We start from the raw sequence: 17,153 nt of genomic DNA, 5'->3' as shown, positions 1-17,153 counted from the left end.
GCCATGACCATGCCCGGCGACCTGCCGCTGTCCTTCTCGCAGGAAAGACTGTGGTTCCTCGACGCGCTGCGGCCCGGCGGGACCGAGTACCTCCTCCCGCTGACGCTGCGGGTGCGCGGAAAACTGGACGTCCCCGCGCTGAGCTGCTCGATCGACGCGTTCGTCGCCCGGCACGAGGTGCTGCGGACGCGGTATCGCAGCCGCGAAGGGGTGCCGATCCAGGCCGTCGGGAAGCCGCAGCAGGTGCCGTTGCCGATCGAAGGCGTCACCGAGGACGAGGTGGACACCGTCGTCGCCGCCGAGCTGACCGTGCCCTTCGACCTCGCCACCGACCTGCCGCTGCGCGCCCGGCTGCTGCGCCTCGACGCGCGCGACCACGTGCTGCTGATCGTCGTGCACCACATCGCCTTCGACGGCGCGTCCTGGGACGTCCTCGCCGCCGAACTCGCCGAGCTGTACCGCGCGTTCCACGCCGGAGCCCTGCCCGAGCTGCCCGCCTTGCCGATCCAATACGCGGATTTCGCTCTATGGCAACGGGAAGACGCCCAAACCCGGCTCGGCGGCCAGCTCGCCTACTGGCGCGAACGGCTCGCCGGGCTGACCCCGCTGGAGCTGCCCGCTGACCGTCCGCGCGGACCGGTGTGGGATCCGGCGGGCGCCGCCGTCCGGGTCGAGGTGCCCGCCGCGCTCGCCGAACGGCTCACCGCGCTCGGCCGGTCCCGCCGGGCCACGCCGTTCATGGTCCTGCTCGCGGCCTACCAGGTCTTTCTCGCCCGGCACACCGGCGGCACGGACATCGCCGTCGGCTGCCCGGTCGCCGGCCGCACCCCCGCCGAGGTCGAGGGGCTGGCCGGGTTCTTCGTCAACACGCTGGTGCTGCGCGCCGACCTCGGCGGCGACCCGGCCTTCACCGCCTTCCTCGACCAGGTCGCCGGAACCGCGCTGGACGCCTTCGGCAACCAGGACGTCCCGTTCGACTGGCTCGTCGGCGAATTCGAACCGGACCGCGACCTCTCCCGCAACCCCCTGGTGCAAGCGTTCTTCGGCCTGCACGAGGTGCCCGCGCAGCGGTTCCGGCTCCCCGGCCTCGACGTCGAAGAGTCCGATGTGGACTGGACGGCCGCGTCGTTCGACCTCGGACTGCAGTTCGAGCACCGGCCGGACGGCTCGCTGACCGGGACCCTGACCTACCCGACCGCCCTCTTCGAACCCGCCACCGCGCACCGGCTGGCCGCCCGTTTCCAGCGCCTGCTGGAAAGCATCGCCGACAATCCGGCCCGGCGCGTGAGCGAACTCGACCTGACCCCGGCCGCCGAACTGGACCTGCTGTCCAGCTGGGCACTGGCCCCGAGCTACGCGGCGCCGCCCGCCTGCTTCCCCGACCTGTTCGCCCAGCGAGCCGCCGAAACCCCGGACCGCCTCGCCGTCCACTGCGGCGGCCAGGAACTCACCTACGCGCAGCTCGACGCGGCCGCCAACCGGCTCGCCCGGTACCTGCGCGCGAGCGGACTCGGCCCGGAATCGACCGTCGGCGTCTGTCTAGAACGCAGCGTCGACGCTGTGATCGCGCTGGTCGGCGTGCTGAAATCCGGCGCGGCCTACGTCCCGTTCGACCCGGCGAACCCGCCCGATCGGCTGGCCTACCTCGTCGAAGACGCCCGCACCGCCGCCGTGGTCACCGAGGAACGCTACGCCAGCCTGTTCGCCGACTCAGGCTGCCCAGTAGTCACCCTCGACCAGATCGCCGAGACCTCTTCGGACAGTCCGGAATGGACGATCGAGCCGGATCATCTCGCCTACGTCATCTACACGTCCGGCTCGACCGGTCGGCCGAAGGGCGTCCAGATCCAGCACGGCTCCTACGCCGAACACGCGCTGGTCATCGCGCGCGAGTACGGAATCACCGCGGCCGACCGGGTCCTGTCGCTCGCCTCGCTGGCGTTCGACGGTTCGCTGGAACAGATCGGCGCGCCGCTGCTGGCCGGAGCGTCGGTGGTGCTGAGCGATCCGCTGTTCTGGGAGCCCGAGGAGCTGGCCGACCAGCTCGGCAGGCACCGGATCACCAGCGTCAACCTCACCCCGGCCTACTATCGCGAACTGCTCGGCGTGCTCGCGCCGCGCGATCCGCGGGTCGCGCACCTGAAGATGGTGAACGTCGGCGCGGACGTCGTGACCACCGAAGATGCCCGACGCTGGCGCGAGCTGGGCCTGCCCGGCCGGTTCGTGGCCTGCTACGGCCCGACCGAGGCGACGATCTCCAGCCTCCTGCAGTGGGCCGACGACGCCGATCTCGGCGCGGCGAGCCTGCCGATCGGCCGCCCGGTCGCCGCGACCAGCGTCTACGTGCTCGACCCCCTCGGACGGCCAACGCCGGTCGGCGTCCCCGGCGAACTGCACCTCGGCGGGCTCCGCGTCGCGCGCGGCTACCTCCGCCGCCCCGGGCTCACCGCGGACAAGTTCGTGCCGGACCCGTATTCGCCCGGCGCGCGGCTGTATCGCACCGGCGACCTCGCCCGCTTCCGCTCGGACGGGACGATCGAGTTCCTCGGCAGGCTCGACCGTCAAGTGAAGATCCGCGGCTTCCGGATCGAACTCGGCGAAATCGAAGCCGCCCTCGACGCCCATCCCGCGGTCCGCGCGGCCGCCGTGGTGGTGAAGGACCTGCCGGAGCGGACACTCGTGGCCTATGTCGTTGCGGCCGAAGGAGAACCGGACTTCGCCGCACTGCGGGCGAGCCTGCGTTCGCAGCTGCCGGATTACCTGGTGCCCGGGCAGTGGGTCGCCCTGGAGGAGCTGCCCTTGACGCCAAGCAAGAAGGTGGACCGCGCGGCACTGCCGGACCCCTCGCCCGACAGTGCCGCGCGGGCCGAGCCGATCACCCAGCCGTCGTCCGCCGTGGAGCACGCGCTGGCCGGCATCTGGCGGGAGGTGCTGCGGGTCGAGGAGATCAGCGTGCACGACGATTTCTTCCGCATCGGCGGCCATTCGCTGCTGGCCACCCGGGTACTCGCCCGGATCCGGAAGCAGCTCGGCGTCCGGGTCTCCCTGCGCGACCTCTTCGCCGCCCGGACCGTCGCCGAACTGGCCACCGTCATCGAAAAAGCATGAACAAAGGCCGCGTCCGAGAACGCCCGGACGCGGCCTATCCCTCAGCCCAACGCGTGCTCGACGTCTACATCGGACAGTGTCGCGACATACTCCGCCACCGCCCGCTGCACCTCGGCCGCCAACTGCTCCACTGTGGACGCTTCAAACACGGCGCTCACCGGCAGCTCCACCGGAAACCGCTCCCCCAGCAACGCCACCACCCGGGTCGCCAGCAGCGAATGTCCGCCCAGATCCGCGAAGAAATCGTCGTGGACGCCCACGCGTTCGAGGTCCAGCAGCTCCCGCCACACCTCGGCGACCGCCTCCTCCACCGGCGTCCGCGGCGCGACGAACTCCTGGATCGGCCCGCTCTCCGCCGGCTCCGGCAGCGCCGCGCGGTCCACCTTGCCGTTCGGCGTGATCGGCAGCTCCGCCAGCCAGGACCACAGCGACGGCACCAGATGCGCGGGCAACCGGGCAGCCAGGAATTCGCGCAGCTCAGCCGCGTCCGCCCCGGGTGCCACCACATGTGCCGCGAGGACCCGGTCGCCGTCGCGCTCGTACGGCACCACCACGGCCGACCGCACCAGCGGATGCGCCGTCAGCACCGCTTCCACCTCGCCCGGCTCGACCCGGAAACCCCGGATCTTGACCTGCTGGTCGAGCCGTCCGAAGAAGGCGAACGCGCCGTCCGGCCGCAGCGCGACCTCGTCGCCGGTGCGGTAAACCCGCCCGCCGCCGCCAGCCGGGTCGGGGACGAACCGTTCCGCCGTCAGCGCCGGACGCCGGAAATACCCGCGCGCGACACCAGGCCCGCCCAGCAGCAGTTCCCCTCGTTCCCCCGCTTCGACCGGCACTCCATCGGCATCCGCGACATACGCGTGGGTGTTCGCGATCGGCTTCCCGATCGGAATCGGCCCGGCGGTGTCGGCGACGGTCATGCCCCGGTGCACGCAAGCGAACGTCGTGCACTCGGTCGGCCCGTACCCGTTGCTCATCTCCGCGCCGAGTTCCTCGATCACCCGCCGCGCCTGCACCGGCGGCACGACGTCGCCGCCCGCGATGACGTGCCGCACCCCGGCGAGCGCGGTCACCCGGTCGTCCACCACGTGCCCGAACAGCCCGGAACTGAGCCACACCGTCGTCACCCCGAACCGGCGCACCGCCTCCTCGACCGACGCCGCAGTCGGCACCCCCGGCGGCAGCACCGCCAGCGTCGCGCCGGTCGCGAGCGCTCCCCACAGCTCGAACGTCGAGACGTCGAAGCACAGGGAGGTAAGCAGCAGGAACACTTCGCCCGGCCCGAAATCGGCGAACCCGGAACCGTGCACCAGCCGGACCACCCCGCGGTGCGTCACCTGCACGCCCTTCGGCAGGCCGGTCGAGCCGGAGGTGTACATCTGGTAGATCAGGTTGTCCGGCACCAGATTCGCGACCGGCGGGGTGTCCGGCCAGCCGCTGAGGTCGGCCTCGTCGGCGAAAACCACCGCTGGTGCGGCCTGCACCCGGTCCTCCAGCGCCCGCTCGGTCACCGCGACCGCCGCGCCGGAATCGCCGAGCATGAACGCGAGCCGCTCCGGCGGATAACCCGGATCGAGCGGGACGTAGTAACCGCCCGCCTTGAGGATCCCGAGCATCGCGACCAGCAGCGTCGTGCCGCGCTCCAGGCACAGCGCCACCGGCGTTTCCGGCCCGATTCCCTGTGCCCGCAACAGATGCGCGAACCGGTTGGCACGCCGGTCCAGCTCTCCGTAGTCCAGCCGTTCGTCCCCGTACCGCACCGCCGCGGCCCCCGGCGCCTCGGCGGCGTGCCGGGCGAACAGCTCGTGCACGCACAGATCGGGCAGCGGCACGTCCGCGCCGCGTTGCATGGTCATGAAGGCGTCCTCCCGCGTCGAACGGTTCCGACTGGAGCATGACCAGGCGTTCGGGCGGGGACCAGAGACGAACGAGCAGACATTCCCGCAGGGCAGCCCGCCGCGATCGCGGGCACCGGATCACCGGCTCACCGGCGAGCGTGGTGTCCTTCGGCCGAAGCGCGGAAGAACGCCCGCACCGGCACCAGCAACCCCGCCGCCGACAGCGCCAGGAACACCGCCTGATGCACCCGGTCCGTCCCCGGCGGCAGCCGGAACACCAGATGCGCCAGCCAGAACACGGGATAGAACCAGAGCGCCCACCACGCCCACCGCTCCCCCGCGCGGAACGGGATCGCCGCGGTCAGCCCGCCGAACAGCCCGAGCCCAGCGGTGGCGAGCGCGTCGGCGCGGTAGAGCGGCGCGTCCCCGGCGGGCGGCGCGACGAGCACCACGATCCCGAACCCCAGGATCCCGGCGCTGACCGCCGCGAGGCAGATCCAGCCGATCCGCATCGGCGTGCCGCTGCTCATCCGGCGAATCTACTCCGCCCGGCCAGCGCCCGGCTTAGTCCGACGGCAACGCGTACGCCAGCCGATGCAGCGCCTTCTTCACCGCCGCCACCGACAGCCCCCGCTCGTGCCGCTGGTTCTGATACAGATCAGGCGCCAACGGAGCCAGCAGCACATCCGGCAACGCGTCGTCGCGCAATCCGGATTCGCGCACCTGCGTCGCCACGAAAACGCGCCAAAACCCGTACGCACCGGTCTGATACCGCCGCGCTCCGGTCTCCGCGCCGAGGGCCAGGGGCAGGTGCTGTTCCAGCAGATCGATCATCGCGTCGTAGAACGCGATCAGCCGTTCCCGGGGCGCGGCTCCCGGACCGAGCGGCGGCGGGCCGGACAGCATTGCCTCCTGCAGGCGGCGTTCGTGTTCGTCCAGCAGCGCGACCGCCACCGCGGCGACGCTCTCGTAGCGCCGGTACAGCGTGCCGCGGCCGACCCCCGCCGCGGCGGCCAGGTCGCCCATCGTGATGTCCGGGCCGCGCGTGGCGAACAGCTCCTCGGCCGCGGCCAGGATCCGCCGCCGGTTCGCCGCGGCGTCCGCTCGCTCGGTGACTGGTTCGCTGTTCACCCCGTCACTGTATCTGGACATTATGTCCGGATCGAGTACGGTCGTAAGTGGACACAGTGTCCACATGAACGGATGGGGAGAACCATGCCACTCGAGACCGCCGGCCGGATCGGATACGGGACCATGCAGCTCGCCGGGCCGAAAGCGATGGGCGAGCCCGCCGATCCGGAGCGGGCCAAGGCAGCTGTCCGCGCCGCCGTCGACGCGGGGATCCGGCTGATCGACACGTCCGGCTACTACGGGCCCGAGGTCGCCAACCGCCTGCTTGCCGAGGCGCTCCGGCCCTACCCGGACGACCTGCTGATCGCCACCAAGGTCGGCGCGCGCCGCACCCCGGACGGCGGGTTCGCCGCCGATGCCGCGCCGGACGCGGTCAAGGCGGCCGTCCGGGACAATCTCGCGCAGCTCGGCGTCGAACGGCTTCCGTTGGTGCACGCCAGATTCATGCCGGACAGCACCGTCCCGTGGGCGGACACCGTCGGTGCCCTCGCCGAACTGCGCGACGAAGGACTGCTTGAGCACGTCGGCGTCTCGAACGTCACGGTCGACTTGCTGAACCAGGCCCGCGCGATCACGCCGATCGCGTCCGTCGAGAACGAGTACCACGTCGGACACTCCGGCGGACGCGACGTCCTGGACGCCACCACCGCCGCCGGAATCCCGTATCTGGCGTTCCGCCCGCTCGGCAACGGGGCACTCGCCGGAGACGCTTCTCCGCTGGCCGAACCCGCACGGCAGCTGGGGGTTCCGGCGGCGACGCTGGCTCTCGCCTGGCTCCTGGACCTCGCCGACAACGTCGTGGTCATCCCCGGCACGAGCAACCCGGCGCACCTCGCCGACCTCGTCGCCGCCCGAGACCTCGCCCTGCCGTCCGAGGTCCGCACCGCGCTCGACGAGATCTAGCGATGGGCTGGATCGCCGTGGTCGCGGCCGGGCTGCTCGAAATCGCCTGGGCGCACAGCATTCGCCTCACCGACGGCTTCACCAGGCTCGTGCCGACGCTGATCTGCGGAGCGCTCACCGTCCTCGTCCTATACGTGCTGAACCTCGGCATGAAAACCGTTCCGGTCGGGACGGCGTACGCGGTGTTCGTCGGAATCGGCGCGGTCGGCACGGCTGTCGTCGGCATCTTCTGGCTGCACGAACCCGTCAGCCTCCCGCGAATCCTCGCACTGGCGCTGATCGTGGGAGGTGTCGTTCTTCTCCAGCTGACCTCGCGCACCGCGTGAGTGCCGGGCCGCCCCGGGTTCCGTGCTCCGGAACCGCTTCGGCCCATCGGGCGTCACCCGTACGCCAGGGCCGTCCACAGCCTGTTGCGCGCCGTCATCCGCTCGTGTCTCCGGCGGCATCGATCGTGCCCCGGGGACCGGCGCGCGAACACCCCGCACGAGTGTCCTCCTAGGCCAGAAGAGGCACGGAATCGCGGGCCCGCCAGCCCGCGAGTGAATTACCGCGAATCGTCTTGTCCGGGCAAAAGAATCCTCGCTAGCCTCGGTCCCGGATCGAGGAAAAGCCGGCCGCTCCGGCCCAGCCCGGGGCGCGCCGGCGCAGTTCGCCGCGTGCAGATCGGGAATTGCGACCCGAAAAGGGAGTTCGTCATGACATCTGTTGCCCGTCCGGTTGCCCGCACCGCGTATCAGCAGTCGGTCGCCGACTACTGGAACGCCGAAAAGGACCCGGTGAACCTGCGCCTCGGCGACGTCGACGGGCTTTACCACCACCACTACGGGATCGGCGACTACGATCCGTCCGTTCTGGACGGTCGCGGGGACAGCCGCGACGAGGCGATCATCGCCGAAATGCACCGGCTGGAGACCGCGCAGTCGGAATTCCTGCTGCAGCACCTCGCCCCGATCAAGCCGACCGACCGGCTGCTCGACGCGGGCTGCGGGCGCGGCGGCACGAGCGTGCAGGCGCACCAGCGGTTCGGCGCCCGGGTGGACGGGATCTCCATTTCCGAGCAGCAGGTCGAATTCGCCAACGAACAGGCCCGGCTGCGCGGAATAGACGGCGCGGTGCAATTCCATCTGCGGAACATGCTGGACACCGGATTCGAAAGCGGCGATTTCGCCGGAATCTGGAACAACGAAAGCACGATGTACGTGGATCTGCGCGAACTGTTCGCCGAACACGCGCGGCAGCTGCGGCCGGGCGGGCGATTCGTCACGATCACCGGATGCTACAACGACCTGACCGGCGGCCGTTCGCGCGCGGTGAGCCAGATCGACCAGCATTACATCTGCAATATCCACGCCCGCAGCGATTATTTCGCCGCGCTCGCCGCCAACGGGTTCGTGCCGATCAACGTCGTGGACCTGACCGCGGCGACGATCCCCTACTGGGAGCTGCGGGAGCAGTCGTCCGTGGCGACCGGGATCGAGCAGCCGTTCCTGACCGCCTATCGCGAGGGCAGCTTCCAGTACCTGCTCATCGCCGCCGACCGCGTCTGAGCGGGGCCGCCGTCATGTCCGGAACCGCAGCGGACCTCGCGTGCCCGACCGGCTGGCTGAGCGGGCCGCTCGGGCTCGGCACCTCCGCGGCCCGGATCGCCGAGCAGTTCGCGCCTGCCGGCGGGCACGATCCGGCGTACGCGGAGCGGGAATGGGGCGACGGCAGCGCGTCGCCGCTGTACTGCCCGGCGGTGCGGCGGGAGAACGAAGCGCTCGCCGCCGAAGTCGACCGGCGGCTGGTCGAGTGGGCGGCCGAGTGCGGGTTCGAGGGCGAGGGGCTGGACCAGATCGCGCGGGCCACGCTCGGCAGGCTCGTGATGCTCGCCCACCCCGACTGCGACGATCCTGACCGGCTGCTGATCGCCGCTCAGCTCAACGCGGTGTGGTGGGCCGCCGACGACTACTACGCCGACGACAGTTCCCTCGGCGCCTCGCCGACCAAGCTCCCGCCGCGGCTGGCGCTGGTCATGCCCGCGATGGACCCGGTCGCTCCGGCGGGCGAGTTCACCGCGCCGCTCGAGGAGGCGCTGGCGGCCGATCCGATCCGGGTCGGGTTCCGCTCCGCGGTCGACCATCTCGGCAGGCACGGTTCGCCGGTGGTGGTCCAGCGGGTCTGCTATTCGACCTTCGCGATGTTCGTCAGCTGGGACGCCTACGCCGCGTGGCGCCACACCGGCCGCTATCCCCCGGCGTGGGAGTACCTGGCCGCCCGCCAGCACGACAGCTTCTACACCTCGATGACCCTCATCGACGCGGTCGGCGGGTACGAACTGCCCGCCCCGTTCTACTACGACCCGCGCGTGCGGGAGGCGATGATGCGCGCGGGCACCGCGACCGTGCTGGTCAACGACCTCCATTCGGTGGCCAAGGACGCCGCCGACGAGAACCCGGTCTGCAACATGGTGCTCCAGATCGCCGCCGACCGGAACTGCCCGGTCTCCGAGGCGGTCGAGGCCACCGTCGCGCTGCACAACCGGATCGTGCGCGAGTTCGAGGAGGGGCACCGCGCCCTGCTCTCGATCCCGTCGCCGGAACTGCAGCGCTTCCTCGCCGGCGTCCGCGACTGGATGGGCGGCGGCTTCGAATGGCACGCCACGAACCCGCGCTACCGGTCCTGATCCCGCACTCCTGATTCCGAGACAAGCCTTCCCACACACGCTTCCCCAGACAAGGTGGTTTCGCTGTGACTGTCACCGATCCGGTCGACTCCGCGGACGTGGAGGACCACGAACCCTTGAGCCTAGGCCGGGCAGCGGCGCGGCAACTGGCCACGACCACGAAGTCCGTGCCGCAGATGCAGGGCATCAGCTCGCGGTGGCTGCTGAAGGTGCTGCCGTGGGTCGAGGTGTCCGCGGGCACCTACCGCGTCAACCGGCGGCTCAGCTACACCGTCGGCGACGGCCGGGTCACGTTCGTGACCAGCGGGTCCGAGGTCCGGGTCATCCCGCCCGAACTCGGGGAACTGGCGGCGCTGCGCGGTTTCGACGACGAGGAGGTGCTCGCCGAACTGGCCGGGCGGTTCGAACAGCGCGAGTACCAGCCGGGCGACGTGCTGGCCGAGTTCGGCAGCCGGGCCGACCAGGTGTTCCTCGTCGCGCACGGCAAGATCACGAAGGCGGGCGTCGGCGCGTACGGCGACCAGACCGTGCTCGGCACGCTCGTGGACGGCGATTACTTCGGCGAGAACGCGCTCACCAGTTCGGACGCGATCTGGGAGTTCACCGCGAAGGCGGTCACCTCCGTGACGGTGCTCGTGTTGTCGCGCCAGGAATTCGAAGGCGTGCTGAACCGCTCCGACGCGTTGCGCGCGCATCTCGATGCCTTTATCGAGGGCGGATCCGCGGCACGCAACGAACACGGCGAAGCCGAGATCGCCCTGTCCGCCGGGCACGACGGCGAACCGCAGCTGCCCGGTACCTTTGTCGACTACGACACCTCGCCGCGCGAGTACGAGCTGAGCGTCGCGCAGACCGTGCTGCGGGTGCACAGCCGGGTCGCCGACCTCTACAGCGAGCCGATGAACCAGACCGAGCAGCAGTTGCGGCTCACCGTCGAGGCGCTGCGGGAGCGGCAAGAGCACGAGCTGGTCAACAACCCCGACTTCGGCCTGCTGAACAACGCCGACTTCGAGCAGCGGGTGCCCACCCGCACCGGCCCGCCGACGCCGGACGACTTCGACGAGCTGCTTTCGCTGGTGTGGAAGGACCCCGGGTTCTTCCTCGCGCACCCGAAGACGATCGCCGCGTTCGGGCGGGAATGCAGCAAGGCGGGGATCTACCCGGGCTCGGTCGACCTCGGCGGGCACCAGGTGCCGTCGTGGCGCGGCGTGCCGATCCTGCCGTGCAACAAGATCCCGGTCACCGAGACCCGCACCAGCTCGGTCCTGCTGATGCGCACCGGCGAACAGGCCCAGGGCGTGGTCGGGCTGCACCAGACCGGGCTGCCCGACGAGTACCAGCCGGGCCTGAACGTCCGGTTCATGGGCATCAGCGAGCAGGCCATCCTGTCCTACCTGGTTTCGGCCTACTACTCCGCCGCCGTGCTCGTGCCCGACGCCCTCGCCGTGCTGGAAGCCGCCGAAATCGGCCGGGAGGGCTGAGCCCGGTGCCGATCACGCAAGAAGAGCAGCAGCTTTCCCTCGGCGTCAAGGCGGCCCGCACCCTCGCCACGACGACCAAGACGCTGCCGCAGATGCGCTCGATCACCCCGCGGTGGCTGCTCTCGCAGCTGCCGTGGGTCGAGGTGCCCGGCGGCAGCTACCGGGTCAACCGGCGGCTCACCTACACCGTCGGCGACGGCAAGGTGAGCTTCTTCCAGACCGGCGCGCGGGTGCAGGTCGTCCCCGCCGAACTCGGCGAACTGGAGCTGCTGCGCGGGTTCGCCGACGAAACGGCGCTCGGCGCGCTGGCCGACGCGTTCGAACAGCGCGAGTACGAAGCGGGCAGCACGCTCGTGTCCGCCGGCGACGCGCTGGACCAGCTCGTCCTCGTCGTCCACGGGAAGGTCACCCGGCACCGCCCCGGGGAGTACGGGGCGGAAACCCACCTCGGCACCTCCACCGACGGCGACCACTTCGGCGGCGAGCTGCTCGCCGGGGGCGACGCGGCCTGGGGGTTCACCGCCCGTGCCGCGACCAGGGTGGTCGCCATGGTGCTGCCGGCGGGCTCGTACGCCCGGCTCAACGGCAGGCTCGACTCGCTGCGCGCGCACGTCGCCCAGGTCGCGTCCCGGCCGCGGAAACCGCAGAACCACAAGGGCGAGGCGGAAATCGACCTGTCCGCGGGCCACGACGGCGAACCGGTCCTCGCCGGCACGTACGTCGACTACGAACCCTCGCCGCGCGAGTACGACCTCTCGGTGGCGCAAACGGTTCTGCGGGTGCACAACCGCGTCACCGATCTGTACAACGACCCGATGAACCAGTTCGAGCAGCAAATGCGGCTCACCGTGGAAGCGCTGCGGGAACGGCAGGAACACGAACTGGTCAACAACCCGGATTTCGGCCTGCTGCACAATGCCGACCTGAAATCCCGGATCACCACGCGCACCGGTCCGCCGACGCCCGGCGATCTGGACGAACTGCTGTGCCGGCGGCGCAAAACGCGGCTGTTCCTCGCCCATCCGCGGGCGATCGCCGCGATCGGGCGCGAATGCACGCGGGCGGGCATTTACCCGGAGCCGGTCGTGGTCGACGGGAAACGCGTCACCGCGTGGCGCGGCGTCCCGATCCTGCCCTGCGACAAAATCCCGGTCACCGAGGCGGGCACCACTTCGGTGCTCGCGATGCGCACCGGGGAAGACGACGCGGGCGTCATCGGATTGCGGCCGAAATCCCTCGCCGACGAATACCGGCCGGGAGTGAACGTGCGGTTCATGGGCATCAGCGACCGCGCGGTGTCGTCCTATTTGGTCAGTGCTTACCACTCCGTCGCGGTGCTCGTGCCCGACGCGCTGGGGATCCTCGACGACGTCGAGGTCGCCCGCTCCTGAAGCACGGCGGTGCTCGCCGGAAGCCGTGCGCTTCCGGCGAGCATCGTCGGATCAGCGGTAGACGTGCTTCTCGGGAAGGCGGACCGTCGCGAAGCCGTTGGCGAAGTTGGCTTCCACCTGTGCCGATTCCTGAGCGTCGGGCATCGCGTTCTTGCACGAGATCCCCGGGCCGTGGCCGGACATCAGTTCCGAGCACGGGCCCTCGTAGTGGTCGGGAAGACCGAGGTTGTGGCCGATCTCGTGGGCGATGATCCTCGTCGGGTCGTTGCCCTCGGCGACCTGCTGGGTGTCGATGTAGATGTCGCCGCTGCCGTGCCCGTCGGTCGTGGTGTAGGAACCGCCGCCGGTGGTTTCGTGCAGGATGATGGTCGCGGCGCCGCCGCTGTTGAGGTGGACGTTGTGCACCGAGGTGTTCCAGTTCGCCGCGGCCTGGGTGGCTTCGGCCTGGTAGTCGGGCAAACCGCTGGCGTCGTAGTATAGTTCCACCGCGTCCAGCGGGGCCGCGGCGGCGGTGCCGGCTCCGGCCAGCGGCAGCACGACCGCGGCGGCCGCTCCGGCGGCCAGCCGGGCAAAGCGTTGCAGGGTCATGGTTTTTCCTCTCCGCACGAGGGTTTCCGGGTCAGCTTCCGATCTGCTGCTGGATCCACGACGAGTACTGGGCGATGCCGGTGTAGAGCGTGCTGGTGGCGCATTCGCCGCCGTTGTCGCCGGGGCCGTGGGTTTCGCCGACCAGCGTCCAGTTCCCGGTGGTGCCGACGATCGCGGGCCCGCCCGAATCGCCGTGGCACGCGGAATGCCCGTAGTCGCCGGAAATGCAGACGTCGCCCGCTCCGCCGCCGCCCGCCGCGCAGTCGCCGCTGTCGAGCACCTGCAGGTCGATCTGCTGCAGGGTCTGCGCCGTCTGGCAGTTCGGCCAGCTCGTGCAGCCCCAGCCGAGCAGCCGCGCGCTCGTGCCCGGCGCCGGGTTGCTCTGCGCCATCGCGACCGGAGCCGACTGGGCGGGCTGGCTCAGGTGCATCATGGTGAGATCGGTGCCCGGGTTGGTGGTCACGTTGTCGATCTGGCCGACCTCGCCCGCGTTGATGTCGATGGCGCCGATCCGCGCCGTCGAGGCGTAGCCGCAGTGGTGCGCCGTGATGATCCACTGCGGCGCGACCAGGCTGCCGCCGCAGCCGTTGTCCAGCGACACCATGAACGAGTACGTTTCGGTGGCGTCGCCGCCTCCGATGATGGCCGGCTGCGCCGCGACCGCCGGTGCGGCGACCCCGAACAGCAGAGCCGCCGCGCCCATCACCGCCAGCATTATTTTCCGCATCGCTTTCCCTTCCATCGCAACCCATCCCGCCGACCGCGGGAGAGTTCGGCCTGATCTGCGGCCGGGGGACAACTTTCGTGGGCGCCGGGCCCACGCCGGAAACCACAGAGTCCCAGGGCCGCCGGAGTCCGAACACCGTCGAAAGGAGGGAGCCGAACCGTGCGGGGCGGCACGAACCTCGATTACCGGGATGAACCGAACGCCGAATAAGGCGTTCGAGTTCGGTGTCCGCGCAGTTCAACGAGCCGCTAATGGATCGGATACGGACTTCCGTTGAGCGGACGGCGGACGTCACTGGGCAGCAAAACCGAACGTGATTCGGAACTTTCGTGGGTATAAGCGATTGCCGAGCTTCTCTAAACTCGCAAATTGCGCCGCATTCGCTGACCGCGGCGCGCCATCGTCCTATTCGCAAGAAACGGAGATGTGCATGATCCCAGCACTCAGTCAAAGACACGGCGGACGCGGCGGTATCGCCTTCGCCGCGGCGGTTCTGGCCGCTGGATCAGTTTTCGCCGCCTCAGGCGTCGCGGCTGCCCAGCCTTCCCCGGCGCCGCTGAACGCGAGAGCCGCGACCGCCATGTCCGCCAGCATCGCGAAGTCCCTCGGCGACCGCACCGTCGGCTCGTACTACGACCAGGCCAGTAAGCAGCTGACGGTCACCGTCACCGACCAGGCTGCCGCCGACCAGGTCCGCGCCGCGGGCGCGACGCCGAAGTTCGTCAAGTACCGCGCGTCCCAGCTGAAGGCCGTCACCGCGGACCTCGCCCGCACGGCCAGCGTCCCCGGCACCGCGTGGCGGGTCGACCCGCGAACCGGCCAGGTGCTCGTCACCGCCGATTCGACGGTCTCCGGGGCCAAGCTGACCCAGGTGACCAGCGCCGTGCACCGCTTCGGCGACAAGGCCCGGTTCGCTCAGACGAAGGGCAAGCTGCGCCCGCTGATCAGCGGCGGCGACGCGATCTGGGGCCAGGGCCTGCGGTGCTCGCTGGGCTTCAACGTGCACACCTCGAGCGGCCAGCCCGCGCTCCTGACCGCCGGGCACTGCGGCGTGGCCACCAACGACTGGTGGGCCGACCAGGGCAACTCGCAGCACATCGCCAGCACGGCCGGGGCCAACTTCCCCGGCACGGATTACTCTTACGCCACCTACGATTCCGGCGTCGACGCCCCCAGCGCCGTCAACACCGGCCAAGAGATCACCGCCGCGGGCGAAGCGACCGTCGGCGAAACCGTCACCCGCAGCGGCTCGACCACCGGCGTGCACGACGGCCAGGTCACCGCGCTGGACGCCACGGTGAACTACCAGGAAGGCAGCGTCAGCGGCCTGATCGACACCACCGTCTGCGCCGAACCGGGCGACAGCGGCGGCGCACTGTTCGACGGAGCCACCGCACTGGGCCTCACCTCCGGCGGCAGCGGCGACTGCACCTCCGGCGGCGAGACCTTCTTCCAGCCAGTACCCGCAGCACTCAGCGCGTACGGCCTCGTCCTGCCGTAATTTTTCCCGAGATCGCCTGTGAAGGACTCCTTGAGGGAATCTAATTCCCTCAAGGAGTCCTTCACAGCCCTAACCCGCCGCCGATGCACCCAACTCATCGGTGCACCCAGCCCCTCCCCCGCACCCCGATACGAAGCCTCCCTGCGGTCTGGTGGTGCTTGTCAAGGCATCTTTCCCGCCTTGACAAGCACCACCAGACCGTCAGCACAATCGGGCTTCGGGGTGCCCACCCGCAACAACTCATTCCGCAGCCATCCGCTCCCGAAGCGACCGAGGCCGCATATCCGTCCACACCTCGTCGACATGCCGCATGCACTCCTCCCGCGACCCCCGCGCCCCGTCCGGCCGCCACCCCGCCGGAACCTCCTTGTCCGCGGGCCACAACGAGTACTGCTCCTCGTCATTCACCAAAACCTGAAACACAGCGTCGTCCTCCATCAAACCTCTCCCTTCGTTTCCTCAAGTTCCGGAACCTTCGGCGCGGCAGGCAAACCACGCAGAGTCCCGCTGAACGTCGTCAAAAGCGTGACCGCGGCAATCGACCCGGTACACGTCAGCACCGCCGTCACCGCAGGCAACACCTCCACCAGCCACCCACCCAACGCGGGCCCGGCAGCCGCAGCCAGCCCGCCAGTCACCCCGAGCACCCCGCCAAGCCGCCCCCGCAATTCGTCCGGAGTGGACAGCAGCTGATAAGTAGCGATAGCCGTATTAGCCGCAGGCGGCAAAAACGCGATCCCCGCGAACAGCACGCCCATCAAATATCCATTGTGGACGAACACGGCGAGCGGCGTCAGCACCGTCAGTGCCCAGAACACCCCGATGACCAACCAGTAAGCACTAAGCCACCGATGCAGATACGGCGCGGCCAGCGACCCGAGAATCCCGCCCGCCCCCAGCATCGCGGCCATCACGCCGATCTCCCCGGACGGCACCCCGCGCTCGGTCGCCAGCACGATGATCACCAGGTAATATGCGGAGAAGAACAGATTCAGGCTGACCACGCACAGGACAGTCGCCCGCAACGGCGGCCGCGTCCACACCCAGCGCAGCCCCTCGACGATCTCGCGGCCGAGGTGCCTCGGCGGACGGCCGGCCCGCTCCGGATGCCCAGGCAACCGGACGAACAGCAGCGACACGAACGCGAAGACATGCGCGACCACGTCGAAGAGGAACGGAACCGCCCTCCCCACCGCGAAGAGAAACCCGCCGAGCGCGGTCCCGGACAGCTGCCCCGCGCTGGTCCGCGCGGCGTTCATCGCGACCGCCGAAGGCACCTGCTCCTCCGCCACGAGCCGCGGCAGGCTCGCCTCCTCGGCCGGTTCGAACAACGCCCGGCTCAACCCCATCACGACGGCCACCACGACGAGCATCCAGACCTCCGCGACGCCCGAGTACAACGCGAGCACCAGCCCGCCCGCCGCGACGGCTTGGGCCGCTTCGCAGCCGAGCATGATCCGCTTGCGGTGCCAGCGATCCGCCAGCGCCCCCGCCGGCAGCCCGGCGACGAGCTGACTGATGGCGACGGCCCCGAGCACCAGCCCGGACTGCGCGGCCGACCCGGTGAGCGCCAGCACCAGCAGGGGGAAGGCGATGGTGGTCGTGCTGAACCCGGCCTCGGACACGACCTGACCGGTCCAGAGGAGCCGGTAGTCGCGGTTGCCGGTGATGCCGCTCATGCGCTGCCTCCCCTGCTGGCACCCCGCGCTGCTCGGGGAGGGTGGCTGCGGAAGGGGATGCTGCCGGGTCGCGGCCGAGCATCGCGGTTGTCGGCCACGCCGGGCCTCGCCGTTTGCGGACGGGCCGCGAGGCATCCGCGA

Annotated in this window: 15 protein-coding genes; 8 read left to right on the top strand and 7 right to left on the bottom strand. The window is 70.2% G+C overall.

What is annotated here, in order from left to right; all coding sequences use genetic code 11:
• The first annotated feature begins 3 nt into the window (after window positions 1-3).
• The gene (locus RPX00_RS32050) at window positions 4-3,108 is read left to right on the top strand and encodes a non-ribosomal peptide synthetase (protein ID WP_406630956.1); all 3,105 of its coding nucleotides are present in this window, start codon (window positions 4-6) and stop codon (window positions 3,106-3,108) included.
• 41 nt (window positions 3,109-3,149) lie between these two features.
• On the opposite strand, the gene RPX00_RS32045 is transcribed toward RPX00_RS32050, so the two are convergent.
• From RPX00_RS32045 to RPX00_RS32035, 3 genes are all read right to left on the bottom strand, one after another.
• On the bottom strand, window positions 3,150-4,964 hold the full coding sequence (locus tag RPX00_RS32045) for an amino acid adenylation domain-containing protein (RefSeq protein WP_406630955.1): 1,815 nt from the start codon (window positions 4,962-4,964) through the stop codon (window positions 3,150-3,152).
• Window positions 4,965-5,092: 128 nt separating this feature from the next.
• Window positions 5,093-5,476 carry a hypothetical protein gene (locus RPX00_RS32040; RefSeq protein WP_406630954.1) on the bottom strand — a complete coding sequence of 128 codons (384 nt, stop codon included), beginning with the start codon at window positions 5,474-5,476 and terminating at the stop codon, window positions 5,093-5,095.
• Window positions 5,477-5,510: 34 nt separating this feature from the next.
• Complete coding sequence (locus RPX00_RS32035; protein ID WP_406630953.1) at window positions 5,511-6,098, bottom strand: TetR/AcrR family transcriptional regulator; 588 nt, start codon at window positions 6,096-6,098, stop codon at window positions 5,511-5,513.
• Between the two features lie 63 nt (window positions 6,099-6,161).
• On the opposite strand from RPX00_RS32035, the gene RPX00_RS32030 reads away from it, so the two are divergent.
• The 6 genes from RPX00_RS32030 (at window position 6,162) to RPX00_RS32005 (ending at window position 12,517) form a co-directional block, all read left to right on the top strand.
• Window positions 6,162-6,980, top strand: a complete 819-nt coding sequence (locus RPX00_RS32030) for an aldo/keto reductase (RefSeq protein WP_406630952.1) — start codon at window positions 6,162-6,164, stop codon at window positions 6,978-6,980.
• Window positions 6,981-6,982: 2 nt separating this feature from the next.
• Complete coding sequence (locus tag RPX00_RS32025; RefSeq protein ID WP_406630951.1) at window positions 6,983-7,306, top strand: DMT family transporter; 324 nt, start codon at window positions 6,983-6,985, stop codon at window positions 7,304-7,306.
• Window positions 7,307-7,675: 369 nt separating this feature from the next.
• Window positions 7,676-8,527: a geranyl diphosphate 2-C-methyltransferase gene (locus RPX00_RS32020; protein ID WP_406630950.1), complete on the top strand. Its 852-nt coding sequence runs from the start codon at window positions 7,676-7,678 to the stop codon at window positions 8,525-8,527.
• 14 nt (window positions 8,528-8,541) lie between these two features.
• Entirely contained in the window at window positions 8,542-9,645 is a 1,104-nt protein-coding gene (locus RPX00_RS32015; RefSeq protein ID WP_406630949.1) for a family 2 encapsulin nanocompartment cargo protein terpene cyclase, read from the top strand.
• 65 nt (window positions 9,646-9,710) lie between these two features.
• Window positions 9,711-11,126 (top strand): family 2B encapsulin nanocompartment shell protein, encoded by a 1,416-nt coding sequence (locus RPX00_RS32010; RefSeq protein ID WP_406630948.1) that lies wholly within the window; start codon window positions 9,711-9,713, stop codon window positions 11,124-11,126.
• A complete protein-coding gene (locus tag RPX00_RS32005) occupies window positions 11,123-12,517 on the top strand; it encodes a family 2B encapsulin nanocompartment shell protein (protein ID WP_406643152.1) in 1,395 nt (464 codons plus the stop codon). Before RPX00_RS32010 ends, RPX00_RS32005 begins: the two co-directional genes overlap by 4 nt.
• 51 nt (window positions 12,518-12,568) lie before the next feature.
• On the opposite strand, the gene RPX00_RS32000 is transcribed toward RPX00_RS32005, so the two are convergent.
• Together RPX00_RS32000 and RPX00_RS31995 are read right to left on the bottom strand one after the other, a co-directional pair.
• The gene (locus RPX00_RS32000) at window positions 12,569-13,105 is read right to left on the bottom strand and encodes a snapalysin family zinc-dependent metalloprotease (RefSeq protein ID WP_406630947.1); all 537 of its coding nucleotides are present in this window, start codon (window positions 13,103-13,105) and stop codon (window positions 12,569-12,571) included.
• A gap of 31 nt (window positions 13,106-13,136) precedes the next feature.
• Window positions 13,137-13,832 (bottom strand): S1 family peptidase, encoded by a 696-nt coding sequence (locus RPX00_RS31995; RefSeq protein WP_406630946.1) that lies wholly within the window; start codon window positions 13,830-13,832, stop codon window positions 13,137-13,139.
• Between the two features lie 580 nt (window positions 13,833-14,412).
• On the opposite strand from RPX00_RS31995, the gene RPX00_RS31990 reads away from it, so the two are divergent.
• A complete protein-coding gene (locus RPX00_RS31990) occupies window positions 14,413-15,333 on the top strand; it encodes a S1 family peptidase (RefSeq protein WP_406630945.1) in 921 nt (306 codons plus the stop codon).
• 240 nt (window positions 15,334-15,573) lie between these two features.
• Here RPX00_RS31990 and RPX00_RS31985 read toward each other — a convergent pair whose 3' ends face one another.
• Together RPX00_RS31985 and RPX00_RS31980 are read right to left on the bottom strand one after the other, a co-directional pair.
• Window positions 15,574-15,771 (bottom strand): MbtH family protein, encoded by a 198-nt coding sequence (locus tag RPX00_RS31985; protein ID WP_406630944.1) that lies wholly within the window; start codon window positions 15,769-15,771, stop codon window positions 15,574-15,576.
• Window positions 15,771-17,012, bottom strand: a complete 1,242-nt coding sequence (locus tag RPX00_RS31980; RefSeq protein ID WP_406630943.1) for an MFS transporter — start codon at window positions 17,010-17,012, stop codon at window positions 15,771-15,773. The genes RPX00_RS31985 and RPX00_RS31980 overlap by 1 nt, the downstream gene beginning before the upstream one ends.
• Window positions 17,013-17,153 lie beyond the last annotated feature (141 nt).

The organism is Amycolatopsis sp. WGS_07 (genome assembly GCF_045278895.1).
GTDB lineage: Bacteria > Actinomycetota > Actinomycetes > Mycobacteriales > Pseudonocardiaceae > Amycolatopsis.
Note: the sequence above shows the minus strand (reverse complement) of the source record. Positions and strands in the feature narration are given on the sequence as shown.

Excerpts from the sequence above, each read along its gene's own strand:
- RPX00_RS32015 (WP_406630949.1), top strand. The coding sequence starts at position 8,542 with ATGTCCGGAACCGCAGCGGACCTCGCGTGCCCGACCGGCTGGCTGAGC.
- RPX00_RS32045 (WP_406630955.1), bottom strand. The coding sequence starts at position 4,964 with ATGACCATGCAACGCGGCGCGGACGTGCCGCTGCCCGATCTGTGCGTG.
- RPX00_RS31990 (WP_406630945.1), top strand. The coding sequence starts at position 14,413 with ATGTCCGCCAGCATCGCGAAGTCCCTCGGCGACCGCACCGTCGGCTCG.
- RPX00_RS31980 (WP_406630943.1), bottom strand. The coding sequence starts at position 17,012 with ATGAGCGGCATCACCGGCAACCGCGACTACCGGCTCCTCTGGACCGGT.
- RPX00_RS32035 (WP_406630953.1), bottom strand. The coding sequence starts at position 6,098 with ATGTCCAGATACAGTGACGGGGTGAACAGCGAACCAGTCACCGAGCGA.
- RPX00_RS32025 (WP_406630951.1), top strand. The coding sequence starts at position 6,983 with ATGGGCTGGATCGCCGTGGTCGCGGCCGGGCTGCTCGAAATCGCCTGG.
- RPX00_RS32030 (WP_406630952.1), top strand. The coding sequence starts at position 6,162 with ATGCCACTCGAGACCGCCGGCCGGATCGGATACGGGACCATGCAGCTC.
- RPX00_RS31995 (WP_406630946.1), bottom strand. The coding sequence starts at position 13,832 with ATGCGGAAAATAATGCTGGCGGTGATGGGCGCGGCGGCTCTGCTGTTC.
- RPX00_RS32020 (WP_406630950.1), top strand. The coding sequence starts at position 7,676 with ATGACATCTGTTGCCCGTCCGGTTGCCCGCACCGCGTATCAGCAGTCG.
- RPX00_RS32000 (WP_406630947.1), bottom strand. The coding sequence starts at position 13,105 with ATGACCCTGCAACGCTTTGCCCGGCTGGCCGCCGGAGCGGCCGCCGCG.
- RPX00_RS32050 (WP_406630956.1), top strand. The coding sequence starts at position 4 with ATGACCATGCCCGGCGACCTGCCGCTGTCCTTCTCGCAGGAAAGACTG.
- RPX00_RS31985 (WP_406630944.1), bottom strand. The coding sequence starts at position 15,771 with ATGGAGGACGACGCTGTGTTTCAGGTTTTGGTGAATGACGAGGAGCAG.
- RPX00_RS32040 (WP_406630954.1), bottom strand. The coding sequence starts at position 5,476 with ATGAGCAGCGGCACGCCGATGCGGATCGGCTGGATCTGCCTCGCGGCG.